At 74.9% G+C, this 18,242-nt stretch carries 15 protein-coding genes; 7 read left to right on the top strand and 8 right to left on the bottom strand.

The window, feature by feature from the left end; translation table 11 throughout:
• The first annotated feature begins 5 nt into the window (after positions 1 to 5).
• A complete protein-coding gene (locus tag ACIF6L_RS21200; RefSeq protein WP_396486513.1) occupies positions 6 to 947 on the top strand; it encodes an SDR family NAD(P)-dependent oxidoreductase in 942 nt (313 codons plus the stop codon).
• A 42-nt stretch (positions 948 to 989) separates the two neighbouring features.
• Complete coding sequence (locus ACIF6L_RS21195) at positions 990 to 2,102, top strand: NAD(P)-dependent alcohol dehydrogenase (protein ID WP_359810875.1); 1,113 nt, start codon at positions 990 to 992, stop codon at positions 2,100 to 2,102.
• A gap of 57 nt (positions 2,103 to 2,159) precedes the next feature.
• Here the strand turns inward: ACIF6L_RS21195 and bioD are convergent, their stop codons facing one another.
• From bioD to bioB, 3 genes are read right to left on the bottom strand one after another with little or no spacing between them, the layout of a single operon-like run.
• Positions 2,160 to 2,927: a dethiobiotin synthase gene (gene bioD, locus ACIF6L_RS21190; protein ID WP_396486512.1), complete on the bottom strand. Its 768-nt coding sequence runs from the start codon at positions 2,925 to 2,927 to the stop codon at positions 2,160 to 2,162.
• Positions 2,924 to 4,225 (bottom strand): adenosylmethionine--8-amino-7-oxononanoate transaminase, encoded by a 1,302-nt coding sequence (locus tag ACIF6L_RS21185; RefSeq protein ID WP_359810869.1) that lies wholly within the window; start codon positions 4,223 to 4,225, stop codon positions 2,924 to 2,926. The genes bioD and ACIF6L_RS21185 overlap by 4 nt, the downstream gene beginning before the upstream one ends.
• A 23-nt stretch (positions 4,226 to 4,248) precedes the next feature.
• Entirely contained in the window at positions 4,249 to 5,541 is a 1,293-nt protein-coding gene (gene bioB / locus ACIF6L_RS21180) for a biotin synthase BioB (RefSeq protein WP_396486511.1), read from the bottom strand.
• A gap of 215 nt (positions 5,542 to 5,756) precedes the next feature.
• Between bioB and ACIF6L_RS21175 the strand changes: the two genes are divergently transcribed.
• Positions 5,757 to 6,584, top strand: a complete 828-nt coding sequence (locus tag ACIF6L_RS21175) for a hypothetical protein (RefSeq protein WP_396486510.1) — start codon at positions 5,757 to 5,759, stop codon at positions 6,582 to 6,584.
• 47 nt (positions 6,585 to 6,631) lie between these two features.
• Here ACIF6L_RS21175 and ACIF6L_RS21170 read toward each other — a convergent pair whose 3' ends face one another.
• Positions 6,632 to 9,124 (bottom strand): DEAD/DEAH box helicase, encoded by a 2,493-nt coding sequence (locus ACIF6L_RS21170; protein ID WP_396486745.1) that lies wholly within the window; start codon positions 9,122 to 9,124, stop codon positions 6,632 to 6,634.
• Between the two features lie 318 nt (positions 9,125 to 9,442).
• On the opposite strand from ACIF6L_RS21170, the gene ACIF6L_RS21165 reads away from it, so the two are divergent.
• Positions 9,443 to 10,657, top strand: a complete 1,215-nt coding sequence (locus ACIF6L_RS21165; protein WP_396486509.1) for an 8-amino-7-oxononanoate synthase — start codon at positions 9,443 to 9,445, stop codon at positions 10,655 to 10,657.
• A gap of 227 nt (positions 10,658 to 10,884) precedes the next feature.
• Positions 10,885 to 11,415 carry a hypothetical protein gene (locus tag ACIF6L_RS21160; protein ID WP_396486508.1) on the top strand — a complete coding sequence of 177 codons (531 nt, stop codon included), beginning with the start codon at positions 10,885 to 10,887 and terminating at the stop codon, positions 11,413 to 11,415.
• A 102-nt stretch (positions 11,416 to 11,517) separates the two neighbouring features.
• On the opposite strand, the gene ACIF6L_RS21155 is transcribed toward ACIF6L_RS21160, so the two are convergent.
• From ACIF6L_RS21155 to ligD, 3 genes are all read right to left on the bottom strand, one after another.
• Positions 11,518 to 12,399, bottom strand: coding sequence for an aminoglycoside phosphotransferase family protein (locus tag ACIF6L_RS21155; RefSeq protein WP_396486507.1), 882 nt, complete (start codon positions 12,397 to 12,399; stop codon positions 11,518 to 11,520).
• Between the two features lie 41 nt (positions 12,400 to 12,440).
• Positions 12,441 to 13,064, bottom strand: coding sequence for a GNAT family N-acetyltransferase (locus tag ACIF6L_RS21150; RefSeq protein ID WP_396486744.1), 624 nt, complete (start codon positions 13,062 to 13,064; stop codon positions 12,441 to 12,443).
• A gap of 99 nt (positions 13,065 to 13,163) precedes the next feature.
• Positions 13,164 to 14,171 (bottom strand): non-homologous end-joining DNA ligase, encoded by a 1,008-nt coding sequence (ligD, locus tag ACIF6L_RS21145; RefSeq protein WP_396486506.1) that lies wholly within the window; start codon positions 14,169 to 14,171, stop codon positions 13,164 to 13,166.
• A gap of 66 nt (positions 14,172 to 14,237) precedes the next feature.
• On the opposite strand from ligD, the gene ACIF6L_RS21140 reads away from it, so the two are divergent.
• Positions 14,238 to 15,299, top strand: a complete 1,062-nt coding sequence (locus ACIF6L_RS21140; RefSeq protein ID WP_359839077.1) for an ATP-dependent DNA ligase — start codon at positions 14,238 to 14,240, stop codon at positions 15,297 to 15,299.
• Positions 15,300 to 15,352: 53 nt separating this feature from the next.
• On the opposite strand, the gene ACIF6L_RS21135 is transcribed toward ACIF6L_RS21140, so the two are convergent.
• Entirely contained in the window at positions 15,353 to 16,738 is a 1,386-nt protein-coding gene (locus ACIF6L_RS21135; RefSeq protein WP_396486505.1) for a serine hydrolase domain-containing protein, read from the bottom strand.
• A gap of 474 nt (positions 16,739 to 17,212) precedes the next feature.
• Between ACIF6L_RS21135 and tdh the strand changes: the two genes are divergently transcribed.
• Positions 17,213 to 18,241: an L-threonine 3-dehydrogenase gene (gene tdh / locus ACIF6L_RS21130; protein WP_329486201.1), complete on the top strand. Its 1,029-nt coding sequence runs from the start codon at positions 17,213 to 17,215 to the stop codon at positions 18,239 to 18,241.
• Position 18,242 lies beyond the last annotated feature (1 nt).

Here is an 18,242-nt window from a genome sequence, read left to right as displayed (position 1 = left end):
GACGCATGGACACGACTCCGGACACGGCCGGCCCCGCGGGCCCCGCGAGGTCCGCGGACCTCGCGGGCTTCGCGGGCAAGGTCGTACTGATCACCGGCGGGGGCGGCGGAATCGGTTCCGCCGCCGCCCGGCGGTTCACCGCCCAGGGGGGTCACGTCGTACTGGCCGACATCGACCGGGCCCGCGGCGAGGCGGTCGCCCGGGAGACCGGCGCCCTGTTCGTCCGGGCCGACACCGCCGAACTGGCCGACAACGAGCGGCTGGTGCGGGCCGCGGTCGACCGGTTCGGCGGCCTGGACGCCGTCTGGCTCAACTCCGGCGTCCTGGCCGGGAGCGCGATCGGCGACGGGTTCGATCCCGAGGCCTACCGGCGGCTGCTCGCGGTCAACGTCGACTCGGTGGTCTACGGGGTGCAGGCCGCGCTCCCGGCGCTGCGGGCCCGTGGCGGGGGCTCGATCACGGTCACCGCCAGTACCACCGGGCTGCGTCCCTCGCCCGACGTGTTCTACGCCGCCTCCAAGCACGCCGTGGTGGGGCTGGTCCGGTCGCTGGCGCCGGCGCTCGCGGGCGACGGCGTCACCCTCAACGTGCTCTGCCCGGGCGCGGTCGAGACGCCGCTGATCGCCGGGCGCCTCGCCGCCTGGCGGGCCGCCGGGGTGGCGGTGGCCGCCCCGGACCTCGTAGTGGACGCGATGGCCGTCGCCGTGCGGGACGGGCGCACCGGACAGGCGTGGGTCGTCGCGGCGGACACCGGCATCACCCGCTTCGAGTTCGCCGACCTGGTCGTCGCCGGGGAGGGCCGGCTGCGCTTCGCCGACGGCCGGGTGACCAGCACCACCGCCGGTCCGCACGACGGCGGCGGCCACGACGCTCCGGGCGACGCGCCCGGCGCCCGCCCCGGCGACCCGGCGGCGGCCCCCGCCGCCCCGCCGGCCCCGGGTCGGTGACCCGGGGCCGGCCCCTGCCCACCGTCATGAGAGAGGACCCGAATGCTGTCCATCAAGGCCGCCGTCGCCCGAGGCAAGGGCGGGCCGTTCACGGTCGAGGACGTCCTGCTGGAGCCGCCCCGGGCCGACGAGGTGCTGGTCCGGCTCGTCGCCACCGGCCTGTGCCACACCGACCTGCTGGCGCTGGACCAGATCCTCCCGCCGGGCCTGCCCGCCGTCCTCGGGCACGAGGGCAGCGGTGTGGTCGCGGCCGTCGGCGCGGGGGTGACCTCGGTCGCCCCCGGCGACCCGGTGGTGCTGGCCCCGATGAGCTGCGGCTCCTGCCGTCCCTGCCTCACCGGCCACCCGATGCACTGCGCGTCGTTCCTGCCGCTCAACCTGCGCGGCCGGCGGGCGGACGGCTCGACCGCCTACCGGGACGCGGACGGCACCGAGATCAACGGGCACTTCTTCGGCCAGTCTTCCTTCGGGGACCACGTCGTCGCCCACTGGCGCAGTGTCGTGAAGGTCCGTGAGGACGCCCCGCTCGAACTGCTCGGCCCGCTGGGCTGCGGGCTGCAGACCGGCGCGGGCGCGGTGCTCGGGGTGTTCGCGGCACCGCCCGGGAGCAGTCTCGTGGTGTTCGGCGCCGGGCCGGTGGGGCTGGCGGCGGTGATGGCGGCCAGGATCGCCGGCTGCTCACGGATCATCGCCGTCGACCTGAACCGCGCCCGGCTGGACCTCGCGCTCGAACTCGGTGCCACCGACGTGCTCGACGGCGCCCAGGACGGCGTGGCGGCCGCCGTGGTCCGGCTCAGCCGGGGCGGTGTCGACTTCGCGCTCGACGCGGTGGGCCTGCCGCGGACCGCCCGGGCCGCCGTGGAGTCGCTGGCGGTCGGCGGAACGGCCGGCATCGTCGGGTCGGCGGGCACCGGGCAGGACCTCTCGGTCGGACTGGTCCAGCTGCTCGGCCGCACGGTGAAGGGCATCCTCCAGGGCGACAGCGTCCCGCAGCTGCTGATCCCGCAGCTGCTGGACTTCTTCCTGGCGGGCCGCTTCCCGCTGGACCGGCTCGTCCGGTCGTACCCGCTGGCCGACATCAACCGCGCGGTCGCGGACTCGGTCGCCGGAGCGGCCGTCAAACCGGTACTGCTGCACGGCCCGGCGCCCGCCTGAGCGCGGTGCCCGCCCGCCCCCACGGGCCCGGGCGGGCACCCGCGCCTCCCGCGCGTCCTACAGCGCGTACGGCCGGTGCGTCCGGGCGAAGGCCGCGGCGTCCCAGTCGCCGCCCAGCTCGGGCGCCAGGGAGGCGACGGCCAGCGCGGCGAAGTCCGGCGCGCCGCCCGCGTGCGCCGGGAGGGCGCCGAGCAGCGGAGCGTCCGCCGACCGGGGCAGGTCGGCGAGGTTGCAGCGCTCGGCGAGCCCGGGGCGCTGCGGCCAGGAGCCGACGACGACGCCGGCCAGCGGCAGCTCGCGCGCCCGCAGGGCCTCCGCCGTGAGCGCGACGATGTTGAGCGTGCCCAGCCCCGCCGAGGCCACCAGCAGCACCTCGGCCGCGAGACCGGCCCGCCGCACCGCGCGCGCCTGGTCGGCCAGCGTCCGGCCCTCGTCGTCGTAGTGCACCAGCAGTCCGCCGGCGCCCTCGACCAGTACCAGCTCGTGCGACGCGGCCAGCGCCGCGACCTCCGCCGCCACCTCGTCGGGCGACACCGGGGGCAGTCCGGCGCGCCGCGCCGCCGTGTTCGGGGCCAGCGGCTCCGGGTACCGGGCCAGCTCGCGCGTGGTCAGCCGGCCGGCCGGCGCACCCGAGGCCGGGTCGGCGGCGAGGCGGCGGACGTCGTCCACGTCGCCCGGCTCGCCGGCGGCCAGACCGGTCTGGCCGGGCTTCAGCACCGCGACCCGCGCGCCGCCCCGCAGCGCCGCCGAGGCGACCGCGGCGGTGGCGACGGTCTTTCCGACCTCGGTGTTGGTCCCCGTGACGAACAGGATCCGCGCGCTCATCCGGCCACCGCCGCCGCCGTCACAGCCGCGGCGATCCGCGCCACGTCCTCGTCCCGCGTCACGTACGGCGGCATCGTGTAGAGGAGGTCGCGGAACGGCCGCAGCCAGACCCCCTCCCGGGCGGCGGCCTCGGTCGCCGCCGCCACGTCCACCGGGTGGTCGAGCTGCACCACCCCGATGGCCCCCTGCACCCGTACGTCCCGGACCCCGGGCAGCTCGGCGGCGTCCGCCAGGCCGTCCCGCAGACCGTCCTCGATCCGCTTCACCTCGACCTGCCAGTCCTGGCCCAGCAGCAGGTCGATCGAGGCGTTGGCGACCGCCGCGGCCAGCGGGTTGCCCATGAACGTCGGCCCGTGCGCCAGCACCGGCATCTCGCCCCGGCTGATCCCGTCCGCGACCTCGGCGGTGCAGAGCGTGGCCGCCATGGTCAGGTAGCCGCCGGTCATCGCCTTGCCCAGGCACATCACGTCCGGCGAGACGCCGGCGTGGTCGGCCGCGAACAGCGCGCCGCTGCGGCCGAACCCGGTGGCGATCTCGTCGAAGACGAGCAGCACCCCGTGCCGGTCGCAGAGTTCGCGCAGCATCCGCAGGTAGGCCGGGGAGTGGAACCGCATCCCGCCCGCGCCCTGCACCACCGGCTCGACGATCACGGCGGCCAGTTCGCCCGCGTGCCGCTCCATCAGTGACTCGAACTCCGCCGCGTACCCGGCGTCCGGCGGGGCGTCGAAGCCGGCCGGCGGCTGGGGTGCGAAGAGCTGGTCGGGCAGCACCCCGCCCCAGAGGTGGTGCATGCCGCCCTGCGGGTCGCAGACCGACATCGGGTGGAAGGTGTCCCCGTGGTAGCCGCCGCGCCAGGTGAGCAGCCGTCGCTTCTCCGGCCGCCCGACGGACTGCCAGTACTGCAGGCACATCTTCATCGCCACCTCGACCGCCACCGAGCCGGAGTCGCCCAGGAAGACGTGCCGCAGCGGTTCCGGGGTGATCTCGACCAGCCGCGCGGCGAGCCGTACGGCGGGCTCGTGGGTGAGCCCGCCGAACATCACGTGGCTCATCCGGCCCAGCTGGTCGCGCACCGCCTCGTCCAGCACCGGGTGCCCGTAGCCGTGGATCGCCGCCCACCAGGACGACATGCCGTCGACCAGCTCGCGGCGGCCCGCGACGGGTTCGGCGAGCCGCAGCCGCACCCCGGACGCCGATTCGACGACGTAAGGGGTGGCGGTGCCGGGCATCGGACCGTACGGGTGCCAGACGTGCGCGCGGTCGAGGGCGAGGAGGGTGTCGGTGGTCAGCTGAGCCATGGTGAGTCTTTCCCTGCGGACGGTCAGGCGTTGGGGGCCAGCTCGGTACCGGCACCGCGCCGGCGGACCCGGACGAGGTCGCTGCGCAGCCCGTCGCCGGTGTTCGCCCCGGCGACGGCCGTCCCGGCCCCGGCGGTCCCGGCGGCCTCGGCGGTCTCCGCCTCGACGGCCGGCGCGGTGTGCCCGCCGCAGGGCCCGCAGCCCCCGGCCTGCTCCGCGATCGGCTGTTCGGCCGGCGCGGCGTGCCCGCCGCACGGCCCGCAGCCGCCGCCCGTCCCGCACGCGCCGCCCTCGGCGGCGGCCGCGATGTCGGCCCGGTGCCGGGGCAGGGTGGCCTCGCCGGCGCCCTCCACCTCGAAGCCCGCGTCCTTGATCATGTCGAGGTCGGCCTGGCCGGCCTGGCCCTCACTGGTCAGGTAGTCGCCCAGGAAGATCGAGTTGGCGATGTGCAGGCCCAGCGGCTGCAGCGAGCGCAGGTGGACCTCGCGTCCGCCCGCGATCCGCACCTCGACGTCGGGGCAGACGAAGCGGACCATCGCCAGGATCCGCAGGCAGCGCTGCGGGGTGAGGTTCCACTCCTTGGCCAGCGGGGTGCCCTCGAACGGGATGAGGAAGTTGACCGGTACCGAGTCCGAGCCCAGCTCGCGCAGCGCGAAGACCACGTCGACCAGGTCGCCGTCGCTCTCGCCCATGCCCGCGATCAGGCCGGAGCAGGCGGACAGGCCCGCGCCGTGCGCCTTCTGCACGGTGTCCACCCGGTCCGCGTAGGTGTGGGTGGTGGTGATGTCCCCGTAGGTGCCCTCGGAGGTGTTGAGGTTGTGGTTGTACGCGTCGGCGCCGGCCGCCCGCAGCCGCTCGGCCTGGTTGTCGGAGAGCAGGCCGAGGCAGGCGCAGATCTCGACGGCCGGGTCGGCGTCCTTGATGGCCGAGATGGTGTCGGCCACCCGGTCGATGTCACGGTCCGTCGGGCCGCGGCCGCTGGCCACCAGGCAGACCCGCTTGGCGCCGCCGGCGACGCCCGCCTTCGCCGCCTCGGCGGCCTGGTCCGGCTTCAGCCAGGTGTACTTGAGGATCTCGGCCTTGGAGCCCAGCCGCTGCGAACAGTACGAGCAGTCCTCCGGGCAGAGCCCGCTCTTGAGGTTCACCAGGTAGTTGAGCTTGACCCGGCGGCCGAACCACTGCCGGCGCACCCGCCCGGCGGCCGCGACCACGTCCAGCAGCTCGTCGTCGGTGGTGGCGAGGACGGCCAGGGCCTCCTCGCGGGTGGGGATTTCCCCGCGCAGGCCCTTGGCGGTGAGGGTATCGAGCAGATCCATGAGGCTGATCCTGCCTGCTGGCCGTCGGGCGACGCCAGAGGGAACCCACCAGAAGATCTCCGGGAGGATGTGCGAGTTGTCACAGTGTCACAGCTCACGGTAGTGGTGCAGGTCACGTCCCCCGAGGGCCGGGGTTACCGACCGGTAGTACGGGTGATCGTCAACGGCCCGCCCCCGTGATCTCCACCACCCGCGCACTGCTTAGAATCTGCGCCATGACCACGCAGGGGGAGCGGACCCCGCCATCGGGTGACCAGGAACAGCACGGAGCCGCCCGGCCGGCCGAGGCCCATCGACAGCCGCCCGGGAGATTCGGCGCCCGCCGGGTCGTGGGCTGGGTCGTGGTGGTCGGCGTGGTGGCGGCCGGCGGCTGGATCATCACCCGCCCGGCGCCCGGCGACTGGATACCCGGCCTGGGCCCGGCCAGCAAGGACGCCTCCAGCACCCCGCGGGTGGTCGGCAGTCCGCCACCGCGCGCCGCGACCGACCCCGAGGGCCTCAACGTCGACACCCTCTTCCCCGCCCAGCGGGTGATCGAGGTCGGCGCCTACCGGGGCAAGCGCTCCGGTGTCCGGCAGGGCGAGAGCTGCGCCGAGACCCTCCAGGACCGCGCCGAGGACCTGCTGCGCGACAGCGGCTGCCAGGCCTACCTCGCCGTCAGTTTCGCCGGCCAGGCCCAGCCGGTGCTCAGCAGCGTCACCCTGCTGCGCTTCGCCGACCACGCCGCCGCCGCCAGGGCCGCCGAGACTTTGCGGGCCAAGCCGGGCGCGATCACCTTCATCCTCCCGGACGCCTCCACCGCCCCCGCCCAGCCCGCCGGCAGCGCCAAGCCCGGCTCGGAGCAGCGCGTCGCGGCGGTCGGCCAGTACGTGACGGTCACCAGCTCGCGGCCCGTCGAGCCGCACGGCACCGCGCCCGCCCCCTCCGGCCCGCCCACCCCGGTCGGCGCCCCGTCCACCGCCCCGGCCGGCGGCGAGCAGGCGCTCGACGAGGCCACCCGGGCGGTCTCCTACTCGGCGGGCGCGCCCTTCGTCTGGATGTGACGCGGCGGCGGGGCCCACCCGTGGTGGACCCCGCCGCCGTCGGGTGGTCAGCCGTCGAGCCGGTCCACCGAGGTGACCCGCAGGACCGCCCGGCCCTCCTCGTCGGAGCCGTACAGGTCGACCTCGGCGCTGATGCCCCAGTCGTGGTCACCGGCCGGGTCGTCGAAGATCTGCCGGACCTTCCAGGAGGAGTCCTCCTCCTCGATCAGCAGCATCTTCGGGCCACGCGCGTTCGGCCCGGTCCCGAGGTCGTCGTGCTCGTCCCAGTACCCGTCCATCGCCTCCGCCCAGCGGTCCGCGTTCCAGCCGTACTCGCCGTCCAGCTCGCCGAGGGCGTGGTAGTTCTCCAGCGCGGCCAGCTCGACCCGGCGGAACAGCTCGTTGCGCACCAGCACCCGGAACGCCCGCGCGTTGGCCGTCACCGGCGCCGGCTTGTCGTCCAGCGCGACCTCGGGGGCCTGCGGATCGGTCGGGTTGGCCAGCTGCTCCCACTCGTCCAGCAGGCTGGAGTCGACCTGGCGGACCAGCTCGCCGAGCCAGGCGATGACGTCCTTGAGGTCGTCGGTCTTGAGGTCGTCGGGCACGGTCTGCTCCAGCGCCTTGAAGGCGCCGGCCAGGTAGCGCAGCACGATGCCCTCGGTGCGCGCCAGGTCGTAGTGGCCGACGTAGTCCGAGAAGGTCATCGCCCGCTCGTACAGGTCGCGGACCACGGACTTCGGCCGCAGCTCGTGGTCGCCGATCCACGGGTGCGCCCGCCGGTACACCTCGTAGGCGTGGGTGAGCAGCTCCTCCAGCGGCTTCGGGTAGGTGATCTCCTGGAGCCGCTCCATCCGCTCCTCGTACTCGATGCCGTCGCGCTTCATCTCGCCGATGGCCTCGCCGCGGGCCTTGTTCTGCTGCGAGGCGAGGATCTGGCGCGGGTCGTCGAGGGTGGCCTCGACCACCGAGACGACATCCATCGCGTACGAGGGCGAGGCCGGGTCGAGCAGCTCGAAGGCGGCCAGCGCGAAGGTGGAGAGCGGCTGGTTGAGGGCGAAGTTCTCCTGGAGGTCGAGGGTCAGCCGGACGATCCGGCCCTCCGCGTCCGGCTCCGGGAGTCGCTCGACCACGCCGCCCTCCAGCAGCGAGCGGTAGATGGCGATCGTGGTGCGGATGTGCCGGCGCTGCGCGCCGCGCTCCTCGTGGTTGTCGGTGAGGAGCTTGCGCATCGCTTCGAAGGCGTTGCCGGGCCGGCCGATCACCGACAGCAGCATCGCGTGGCTCACCTTGAACCGGGAGACCAGCTGCTCCGGGTCGGCCCCGATCAGCCGCTCGAAGGTCTCCTCGGACCACCCGACGAAGCCCTCCGGCGCCTTCTTGCGGACGATCTTGCGCTTCTTCTTCGGGTCGTCGCCCGCCTTGGCGACGGCCTTGTCGTTCTCGATCACGTGCTCGGGCGCCTGCGCGACGACCTGCCCGACGGTGTCGAACCCGGCCCGCCCGGCCCGTCCGGCGATCTGGTGGAACTCCCGGGCCCGCAGCACCCGCACGCGCACGCCGTCGTACTTGGACAGCGCGGTGAACAGCACCGTGCGGATCGGCACGTTGACACCCACGCCGAGCGTGTCGGTACCGCAGATCACCTTCAACAGCCCCGCCTGGGCGAGCCGTTCGACCAACCGGCGGTACTTGGGCAGCATGCCCGCGTGGTGCACGCCGATCCCGTGCCGCACGAAGCGGGACAGGTTGCGACCGAACTTGGTGGTGAAGCGGAAGTTGCCGATGAGGGCGGCGATGGCGTCCTTCTCCGCCTTCGAGCACATGTTGATGCTCATCAGCGACTGCGCCCGCTCGACGGCTTCCTTCTGGGTGAAGTGCACGACGTAGACCGGGGCCTGACCGGTCTTCAGCAGCTCCTCCAGGGTGTCGTGCATGGTGGTGCGGCGGTACTCGTAGAACAGCGGGACGGGCCGGGTCGCCGAGCGGACCACGGTGGTCGGCCGGCCGGTGCGGCGGGTCAGGTCCTCCTCGAAACGACGGACGTCGCCGAGCGTCGCGGACATCAGCAGGAACTGCACCTGCGGGAGTTCCAGGATCGGGATCTGCCAGGCCCAGCCGCGGTCCGGCTCCGCGTAGAAGTGGAACTCGTCCATGACGACCTGGCCGACGTCGGCCCGGGCGCCGTCCCGCAGCGCGATCTGCGCCAGCACCTCGGCGGTGCAGCAGATGATCGGCGCGGTCGGGTTGACGCTCGCGTCACCGGTCATCATGCCGACCTGCTCGGTGCCGAACATCTTGCAGAGGTCGAAGAACTTCTCCGAGACCAGTGCCTTGATCGGCGCGGTGTAGAAGGTCCGCTTGCCCTCCGCCAGCGCGGCGAAGTGCGCACCGGCCGCCACCAGGCTCTTCCCCGACCCGGTCGGCGTCGCGAGGATGACGTTGTTCCCCGACACCAGCTCGATCAGGGCCTCCTCCTGCGCCGGGTACAGCGTGATCCCGCGCTCCTCCGCCCAGGCGGCGAACGTCTCGTACAGCGCGTCGGGGGTAGCGGGCTTCGGCATCAGATCAAGGAGGGTCACCCGGCTATCTTGCCTGCTCGCGCACACCCCGGGCAAAGCCCGGGGCTCAGCTCCTCCCCGGAGTCGCGGGCGCCCGCTCGGCGGGGCGCGCCCCGGCGCACCCCTCCTGCCGGACGGCCTCCCCGGCGGCCCGGTGCGCGAGGTCGACGAACGCCCGGGCCCGCTTCCGGTCCGAGAGCGCCGGCAGCCCGAGGCCCCCACCGGCCTCGATCCGCCGGTGGACGGCGTCGGAACGGCCGCCCGGGCGTGTGCCGCTTCGCACATTGCCCGGGTCGCGCCCGCCGTGCCAGAGTGCCGGGCATGGCCCACCGCACCGCGTCCGAACCGCCCGTCCGCACTCCGGCGGACGCCGTCCCCGCCCCCGCCGCCGTCTTCGACTGGCTCGACGAGACGGCCGAGCTGCGGGCCCGGGCAGGCCTCACCCGGACGCTGCGCAGCCGCCCGGCCGAGGACCCGGTGCTCGACCTCGCGGGCAACGACTACCTCGGGCTGACCCGGCACCCCGCCGTCACCCGGTCCGCCGCCGACGCGGCGCTGCGCTGGGGCGGCGGCGCCACCGGCTCCCGGCTGGTCACCGGAACCACCGCCCTGCACACCGAACTGGAGGGCGAGCTGGCCGAGTTCTGCGGGGTGGAGGCGGCCCTGGTGTTCTCCTCCGGCTACACCGCGAACCTGGCCGCGCTGACCGCGCTCACCGACCCGGACACCCTGATCGTCTCCGACGCCTACAACCACGCCTCGCTGATCGACGGCTGCCGGCTCGCCCGCGGCGACGTCCACCGCGCCCCGCACAGCGACCCGGACGCCGTCCGTGCCGCGCTCGCCGAACGCACCCACCGGCGGGCGCTGGTGGTCACCGACTCGGTCTTCTCCGTCGACGGCAACGCCGCCCCGCTGCCCGGACTCTCCGCCGCCGCCCGCGCCCACGGCGCCGCCCTGCTGGTGGACGACGCGCACGGCCTGGGCGTGCTCGGCCCCGGCGGCGCCGGTGCGCTGGCCGCCGCGGGCCTGGCCGGCGATCCCGACACCGTCGCCACCGTCACGCTGTCCAAGTCGCTCGGCTCGCAGGGCGGCGCGGTGCTCGGCCCGCGCCGGGTGATCCGCCACCTCACCGAGACGGCGCGCACCTTCATCTTCGACACCGGCCTGGCCCCGGCCGCCGCCGGCGCCGCCCTCGGCGCGCTGCGCCTGCTGCGGGCCGAGCCGCACCGCGCCGAGCGGGCCCGCGAGGTCGCCCGCACCCTCGCCGCCCGGCTCACCGCCGCCGGCCTGCGGGCCTCCACCCCGGACGCGGCGGTCGTCTCGGTCCGCGCCCCCGGCCCGGAGGCCGCCGTGGCCTGGGCCGCCGACTGCCGCCGGGCCGGTCTCGCGGTCGGCTGCTTCCGTCCGCCGTCCGTCCCGGACGGCGTCTCCCGGCTGCGCCTCACCGCCCGGGGGGACCTCACAGACGGCCAGATCGCCGACGCGGTCCGGATCATCGCCTCCCTCGCCCCGGCCGGCGCGCACTCCGCCTGACCGCGCCGCCCTTCCGCAACCACGCACCGGTCGGTCCGCGTCCCCTCCCGGGGGCAGTGCGCTCCGCCGGGGGGCGGAGCGAATTGCGGCGGAGCTTCGGCGCTCGTCTCCGGCGAGGCCGCGGAGCACTCCTGGCCGCCGCCCTTCCCGACCGCCGGCCTCCGGAGCCGAACCGGGCGGCCGGTCGGTGCGTCCCTGCAACCGGGGGCGACGGAACAGGGGTGGCGATGGATCCGGACATTCGGCGGGCACTGGTGAAGGCGCTGACGATCGCCGCCGCCGTGCTGGCGCTGCTCGGGGTGGGCGGCTGGGGCGCGGTGACGGCGGGGGACGGGCTCGGGTACGCGACCGGCCTCTCCGGCACCCCCGGGGTGCTGGTGGCGGACCGGTGCCTGCGGACCGACTCCGCCGAGGCCGTCCCGACCGAGACCGGCGACTGCCGGGGCACCTTCTACCCCGACGGCGGCGGCCTGCCGAACGAGTACGCCCGGATCGACTGGAAGGTCGACACCCACAACCGGGTCCGGGTCTCCTGCGAGGACGGCGAGTGCCGCCTGGCGGGCACGGCCGGGCTGTTCAAGTGGCTGAGCCTCTTCCTGTTCGCCCTCGCGGCGATCACCCTCGGCGCCTGCCTGGCCGCCCGGCTGCTGAAGTCGCTGATCCCCTGGAAGTGGCTGGTCACCGCCCTGGCGATCACCACCGGCGCCCTCCTCACCGGCGCCTTCGCCTTCCTCCTGGGCGGCCTCGCCGCAGGCTGAAGCCCCGCCCTCGGCGCTCGCACAGGAAGTCGGACCCGCCGACTTCCTGTGCGGACACGGCGGCCGCAGGACCCCGCCGCCGTCCGGTGCTGCGCCGCGGCCTCAGAACCCCGCCAGCTCCAGCAGGAACGCCGTCTCCGCGTCGTGCCGGCCCGCTGCCGCGCGGGGGGCGGCGACGGTCACCGCGAGGGCGCGGCACCAGGCCAGGACGCGGGCCGGATCGGCCCCGGGGACGCGGGCGCTCAGGTCGGCGATCGCCCGGTCCAGGGCGGGCCGGTCGGTGACGCCGTCGAGCACCCAGTCCACCAGGTCGAAGTCCGGGTCCCCGAGGGACGGGCGCGGGTCGATCGCGACCGGTCCGGCCGGGCCGTCCAGGACGTTGGCCGGGTGCAGGTCCCCGTGGACGAGCGCGAGCGGCCCGCCGGCTGCCAGTTCCCGGGCGAAGGCACGCGCCCCGGGCGGCACCGCGCCGGGCGCGCGCCGTTCGGTGAGGTCGAAGAGGAACTCCACCCGGTCGCCCAGCGGCCGCAGGGCCAGCCCGTCCACCGGCACCGAGCGCAGGGCGCCGAGCAGCGGCGCCACCTCCGCCGGCCGCCAGGCCCGCTGCCGCAGCGGCGCCCCGGGCTCCACGTCCGCCAGCAGCAGGGCGTTCGCCGCCGTGTCCGTCGCCAGGAGCCGCACCACGGACGGCAGCCCCGACCAGGCCCGCAGGGCCACCGCCTCCTGCGTGGCCACCTCGGGATCGGGCGTCAGCTTCAGCCAGACCGCGGCGCCGTCACCGCGCTCGCAGCGGAACACCCGGGACGTCCCGCCGCCGCCGGCCGCGCGCAGCTCCAGGCTCCAGCGCCGGGCCAGCTCCTCGACCACCGCCGGGAGGGCCGCGCACCACGCCTCGGCCGCCGGGCCGAAACGGACCGTCAGCCGATCCCGGACCTCGGCCGGCACCGTCACCAGGTCGCCCGGAACCACCTCGCCCGGAGCCACCTCGCCCGGAGCCACCTCGCCCGGAACCGCCCCGCCCCCGTTCACGGCTGCCCCACCACCAGCAGCGCCTCCGCGCCCACCGGCCGGTAGCCGGCCGCCTGGAACGCCCGCACGCTGGTGGCGTTGCCCGGCGCCTGCTGCGACCAGATCCACTCGCCCTCCGGGAGCAGATGCCGGGCGCTCGCCGCCAGCGCGCGCCCCAGGCCCCGGCCGCGCGCCTGTGGGTCCACCTCGATCGCGCACTCCCACCGTCCGGCCACCCCGCGCCCGAGCACCAGGACCCCGCCGTCGACCGTGAAGACCCGGACGTCCTCGCGGTAGCGCAGCGCGCGCACCACCCGGGGGTGCGCCCGGTCCCGGACCTCGGCCGGCGCCAGCGGGGGAGCACCGGGCAGCCGGCCGGCCACGGTCAGCAGGTCGATGGTGCCGGCCACCCGGCCGGTCCGCTCGGCGAGCGCGGTCAGGAAGGGCGGGGAGAGTGGTGCGGCCAGCGGGTCGCTCGGCACGGCGGCCAGCGCGGTCCGCACCCAGGCCGGGTCCTCGTCGGTGAACACCACGGCGTGCGCGGAGAACGCCAGCACCCCGGCCTCGCGCGCCGACGGCTGCGGCACCACCGTCACCGAGCCGTCCGGCGGCGGGAACAGTCCGCCCGCCGCGTCGGCCATGATCTCCCGCAGTCCGCGCCCGCCCACCCCGACGCCCCCCGTTCCACCCGTTCGAAGAGCGTCAGCCTATGCGACCGCCGCGCGGTGCCCGCCGCCCCGTCAGGTCTTCCGGGCCCGGCTCGGCTGCACCCGGCTCGGCTCGCCGGGGGCCTTCGGATGGTCGGGCGGGTACGGCAGCTCGCCCAGCCCCTCGTCCCGCAGCTGGCGCTCGTACAGCTCCAGCAGCCCGTCCAGCTGGTACGCCTTGTCGTCCATCTCCGCCTGGAGGTCGCCGAGTTCGGCGAACCGCGGTGGCACCGTCCGCAGGTCGAAGTCCTCCGGTGCGGCGTCGTCCAGCTCCTCCCAGCGCAGCGGCGTCGAGGCGGTCGCCCGGGGGCGGGCGCGCAGCGAGTAGGCGGAGGCGATGGTCCGGTCCCGGGCCATCTGGTTGTAGTCCACGAAGATCCGCTCGCCGCGCTCCTCCTTCCACCACGCGGTGGTCACCCGGCCCGGCATCCGCTGCTCCAGCACCCGGCCGAGCGCGATCACCGCGTGCCGGCCGTCGGTGAACGTCCACCGCGGCTCCAGCGGCACGTACACGTGCACCCCGCGTCCGCCGGAGGTCTTGGGCCAGCCGCGCAGTCCGTGCTCCTCCAGCACGGCGCGGAGTTCGTGGGCGGCCAGGGCGGCGTCGTGGAAGTCGGTGCCCGGCTGCGGGTCGAGGTCGATCCGCAGCTCGTCGATGTGGTCGGTGTCGGTCCGCCGCACCGGCCACGGGTGGAAGGTCAGACAGCCCAGGTTGGCGGCCCAGAGCACGGCGGCCGGCTCGGTGGGGCAGATCTCGTCGGCGGACCGCCCGCTCGGGAAGCTGATCCGGGCCGTCGGCAGCCACTCCGGCAGGCCCTTCGGCGCCCGCTTCTGGTAGAAGAACTCGCCCGTGACGCCGTCCGGGAACCGCTGCAGCGTGGTGGGCCGGTCCCGCAGCCCGCGCAGCACCCCGTCCGCGACGGCCAGGTAGTACTGCGCGACGTCCAGCTTGGTGAAGCCGCGCTCGGGGTAGTACACCTTGTCCGGATTCGACAGCCGTACGCTGCGCCCGGCGACATCCAGTTCCACGGCTGCGCCCATGCCTCTCACGCTAGACGCGCTCCGCCCGGCGCGCGCCCCGGAACGGTTGGCGCGAGGATCGGAGCCATGGACCTGCCCGTGATGCCGCCGGTGGCGCCGATGCTCGCCAAGTCGGTCGCCAAGATCCCGCCGGGAATGCAGTACGAGGCCAAGTGGGACGGCTTCCGGACCGTCGTCTTCCGCGACGGCGACGAGGTCGAGCTCGGCAGCCGCACCGGAAAGACGCTCACCAGGTACTTCCCCGAACTGGTGGAGGCCCTGAAGCGGGAGCTGCCGCCGCGCTGCGTGCTGGACGGCGAGGTGGTGATCGCCCGGGACGGCCGGCTGCGGTTCGAGGAGCTGCTGGAGCGGATCCACCCGGCGGCCAGCCGGGTGCGGCTGCTGGCCGAGCGCACCCCCGCCTCCTTCGTCGCCTTCGACCTGCTCGCGCTCGGCGACGTCTCGCTGCTCGACGAGCCGCTCTCGGTGCGCCGCCCGGCCCTGGAGGCGGCGCTAGGCGGGGCCGCCGACCCGGTCTTCACCGCCCCCGCGTCCACCGACCGCGAGCTGGCGCAGAGCTGGTTCGCCGAGTTCGAGGGAGCCGGACTGGACGGCGTGGTGGCCAAGCCGCTGGACCAGCCCTACCGGCCGGGGGAGCGGACCATGTTCAAGATCAAGCACGAGCGCACCGCCGACTGCGTGGTGGCCGGCTACCGCGAGCACAAGAGCGGACCGGTGGTCGGCTCGCTGCTGCTCGGCATCAACGACGCCGAGGGCCGCCTGCAGCACGTCGGCGTCTGCGCCGCCTTCTCGATGGCCCGCCGACGTGAACTCGTCGAGGAGCTGGCGCCGTTGCGGATGACGGACGTCTCCGCCCACCCGTGGGGCGGCTGGGCGGACGAGGCCGCCCACGCCGATGCCCGGCTGCCCGGCGCGGTCAGCCGCTGGACCGGCGGCAAAGACCTCTCCTGGGTGGCGCTGCGCCCCGAGCGGGTGGTCGAGGTGGCCTACGACCACATGGAGGGCACCCGGTTCCGGCACACCGCCCAGTTCCGCCGCTGGCGCCCGGACCGCACCCCGGAGAGCTGCACCTACGCGCAGCTGGAGGAGCCGGTCTCCTACGACCTGGCCCGGGTCCTCGGGAGCTGACCGGCCGACGGGGCCGCCGGCCGGTCAGCTCCCCGGGCCACCGGGGGGACCGCTCAGGTCACCGAGGCGGACGGCGACGAGCTCGCCGTCGCGGGCGGGAACGAGTAGACGTTCCCCGGCGAGACGATCTCGGTGATCGCCTTGGCGAAGAGCGTCGACGGCTCCTCGCCCTGGGACGAGATGTCCGTGTTCAGCAGCACCGCCAGGGTGGCCTGCGCCGACGGCAGGTAGACCACGGCGCTCTGGTAGCCGGGCAGCGAGCCGTTGTGCCCGACCCAGCCGTGGTTGACGAACAGCCCGAGCCCGTAGCCGACGTCCGGCAGCGGGGTGGGCGGCGTCACCAGCCGCTCCGCCTGGGTGGCCGGCTTGAGCAGCGTGCCGGTGGCCAGTACCTTCGCCCACTTCTGCATGTCGGCCAGGTCGGAGATGACCGCGCCCGCCGCCCAGGCCCAGGACGGGTTCCAGTCGGTGGCGTCCGCGATCGAGCCGTCCGGCGTCTGGTCGGTGTACCCGCGGGCGTGCGGCTGGGGGAACGCCGCGTCGGTCGGGAAGACCGTCCGGCCCAGCCCGGCCGGGTCGAACACCTGCTGCTTCAGGAAGACGTCGAGCGGCTGCCCGCTCAGCTTCTCCACCACCAGGCCGATCAGCACGGTGTTGGTGTTGCTGTACTCGAAGGCGCTGCCCGGGGCGAAGTCCGCGGGGTGGTCGAAGGCGTAGGAGAGCAGCTGCTGCGGGGTGAAGACGCGGTTCGGGTCGTTGACCACGGCCTGCTGGAAGTCCGGGTCCGCGCTGTAGTTGAAGAGGCCGCTGCGCATGTCGGCGAGCTGGCGCAGGGTGATCGTGTCCCCGCCGGGCACGCCCGCGATGTACTTGCCGACCGGGTCGTCCAGACCGGCCTTGCCCTGGTCGACCAGCCGGAGCAGCCCGGTGACGGTGAAGGTCTTGGTCTCGCTGCCGATCCGCATGTTCAGCCCGGTGACCATCGGCGTACCGGCGACCTTGTCGGAGACGCCGAAGGCCTTGAGGTAGCTGCCGTCGGGCGTGGTCAGAGCGACCATCACCCCGGGGACGGAGGCCTCGCTCAGCACCTTCTGCACCGCCGAGTCCAGCCGGGCGGTGACGTCCGGGGTGAGCGCGGCCACGGTGCCGCCGGACGTCGGCGAGGAGCCGGACGCGCTCGGCGAGCCGGAAGCGGAGCCCGAGGCGGAGGAGGCGGCGGAGGACGGGCCGGACGACGGACCCGACGACGGGCCGGACGGGCTCGCCGAGGGGCTGAGCGCGGCGGGGACGGCCGTGACCGCGCCGGCGGGCGGGGGGTCGGACGCCGTCCGGCCGGAGCAACCCGCGGCGGCCAGCAGACCGGTCAGGGCCAGTACCGCGGTGGCCGCCCGCACGGAGCGGCGGGGGAGCGGGGCGAGCGGCCGTCGTGTCTTCGTCATGATCGGAGCGCCTCTCTGGGCCGAACGGCCCCGGAGCGGCGCTCCACGGGGCCATGGGGGGAGCGATCGCCACCGTATGCGCGCCACGACCGGCCCGCGCGCGGGCCGCCGCCGCACTGGCCCGAACGGCCCCACCCCCGGTCGCCCCGGAACCGCCGGCGCGCCGAACCAGCCGAACCCCCAGTCACCCCGGCCCGGTTCACGCCCGGCCGGGCCGCCGCGCCCGTGCCGAGCGCCCCCAGCGCTCCGCCGAACGGGTGGCCACCGGCACGCCGCGCCGGTGGCCGGGCCCGGCTCGGGCACGATCGTTTAGCCCAGCTGTGGCGCCCCTTAAGAATTCCTCGATGGACCGCACCCCCTCCCACCAGGCAGATTGCTCCATGTTCGGTGCGAGGAGGCAGGAGCAGCCACCCCGCCGGGCCCCGTCGGCCTGCCCTCACCAGGCCGCCCCACCATGCGTCAGGAGCCGCCGCAGTGAAGGCACTCGTCAAGCAGAAGGCAGAGCCCGGACTCTGGCTGATGGACGTCCCGAAGCCTGCCATCGGCCCCGGCGAGGTGCTGATCAAGGTGCTGCGCACCGGGATCTGCGGCACCGACCTGCACATCCGCAAGTGGGACGGCTGGGCCCAGCAGACCATCCGGACCCCGCTCGTCCTCGGCCACGAGTTCGTCGGCGAGGTGGCCGAGATCGGCGCGGCCGTCGCGGACATCTCGGTCGGCGACCTGGTCAGCGGCGAGGGCCACCTGGTCTGCGGCAAGTGCCGCAACTGCCTGGCCGGCCGCCGTCACCTCTGCCGCAACACCGTCGGCCTCGGGGTCGGCCGGGACGGTGCCTTCGCCGAGTTCGTCGCGCTGCCCGCCTCCAACGTCTGGGTGCACCGGGTCCCGGTGGACCTCGACGTCGCGGCGATCTTCGACCCCTTCGGCAACGCCGTGCACACCGCGCTCTCCTTCCCGCTGGTCGGCGAGGACGTGCTGATCACCGGTGCCGGTCCGATCGGCATCATGGCCGCCGCCGTCGCCAAGCACGCCGGCGCGCGCAACGTGATGATCACCGACGTCTCGCCGTACCGCCTCGACCTGGCCCGCGAGGTCGGTGTCACGCTGGCCCTGAACGTGGCCGAGCACACCATCGAGGAGGGCCAGCAGAAGCTCGGCCTGCGCGAGGGCTTCGACGTCGGCCTGGAGATGTCCGGCCGCCCCGAGGCGATGCAGTCGATGATCGCCAACATGACCCACGGCGGGAAGATCGCCATGCTCGGCCTGCCCGCCGAGCAGTTCCCGGTCGACTGGGCCTCGGTCGTCACCTCGATGATCACCATCAAGGGCATCTACGGCCGCGAGATGTTCGAGACCTGGTACGCGATGTCCGTCCTGCTGGAGGGCGGGCTCGACCTCAGCCCCGTGATCACCGGCCGCTACGCCGCCGCCGACTTCGAGGCCGCCTTCGACGAGGCCGCGAGCGGCCGCTGCGGCAAGATCATCCTCGACTGGACCGTCTGAG

The organism is Kitasatospora sp. NPDC086009 (genome assembly GCF_044540385.1).
Taxonomy (GTDB): Bacteria; Actinomycetota; Actinomycetes; order Streptomycetales; family Streptomycetaceae; genus Kitasatospora.
The sequence above is the reverse complement of the archived record's forward strand: the minus strand, read 5'-3'. Positions and strand labels throughout refer to the sequence as shown.

Excerpts from the sequence above, each read along its gene's own strand:
- ACIF6L_RS21200 (WP_396486513.1), top strand. The coding sequence starts at position 6 with ATGGACACGACTCCGGACACGGCCGGCCCCGCGGGCCCCGCGAGGTCC.
- ACIF6L_RS21195 (WP_359810875.1), top strand. The coding sequence starts at position 990 with ATGCTGTCCATCAAGGCCGCCGTCGCCCGAGGCAAGGGCGGGCCGTTC.
- bioD (WP_396486512.1), bottom strand. The coding sequence starts at position 2,927 with ATGAGCGCGCGGATCCTGTTCGTCACGGGGACCAACACCGAGGTCGGA.
- ACIF6L_RS21185 (WP_359810869.1), bottom strand. The coding sequence starts at position 4,225 with ATGGCTCAGCTGACCACCGACACCCTCCTCGCCCTCGACCGCGCGCAC.
- bioB (WP_396486511.1), bottom strand. The coding sequence starts at position 5,541 with ATGGATCTGCTCGATACCCTCACCGCCAAGGGCCTGCGCGGGGAAATC.
- ACIF6L_RS21175 (WP_396486510.1), top strand. The coding sequence starts at position 5,757 with ATGACCACGCAGGGGGAGCGGACCCCGCCATCGGGTGACCAGGAACAG.
- ACIF6L_RS21170 (WP_396486745.1), bottom strand. The coding sequence starts at position 9,124 with ATGCCGAAGCCCGCTACCCCCGACGCGCTGTACGAGACGTTCGCCGCC.
- ACIF6L_RS21165 (WP_396486509.1), top strand. The coding sequence starts at position 9,443 with ATGGCCCACCGCACCGCGTCCGAACCGCCCGTCCGCACTCCGGCGGAC.
- ACIF6L_RS21160 (WP_396486508.1), top strand. The coding sequence starts at position 10,885 with ATGGATCCGGACATTCGGCGGGCACTGGTGAAGGCGCTGACGATCGCC.
- ACIF6L_RS21150 (WP_396486744.1), bottom strand. The coding sequence starts at position 13,064 with ATGGCCGACGCGGCGGGCGGACTGTTCCCGCCGCCGGACGGCTCGGTG.
- ligD (WP_396486506.1), bottom strand. The coding sequence starts at position 14,171 with ATGGGCGCAGCCGTGGAACTGGATGTCGCCGGGCGCAGCGTACGGCTG.
- ACIF6L_RS21140 (WP_359839077.1), top strand. The coding sequence starts at position 14,238 with ATGGACCTGCCCGTGATGCCGCCGGTGGCGCCGATGCTCGCCAAGTCG.
- ACIF6L_RS21135 (WP_396486505.1), bottom strand. The coding sequence starts at position 16,738 with ATGACGAAGACACGACGGCCGCTCGCCCCGCTCCCCCGCCGCTCCGTG.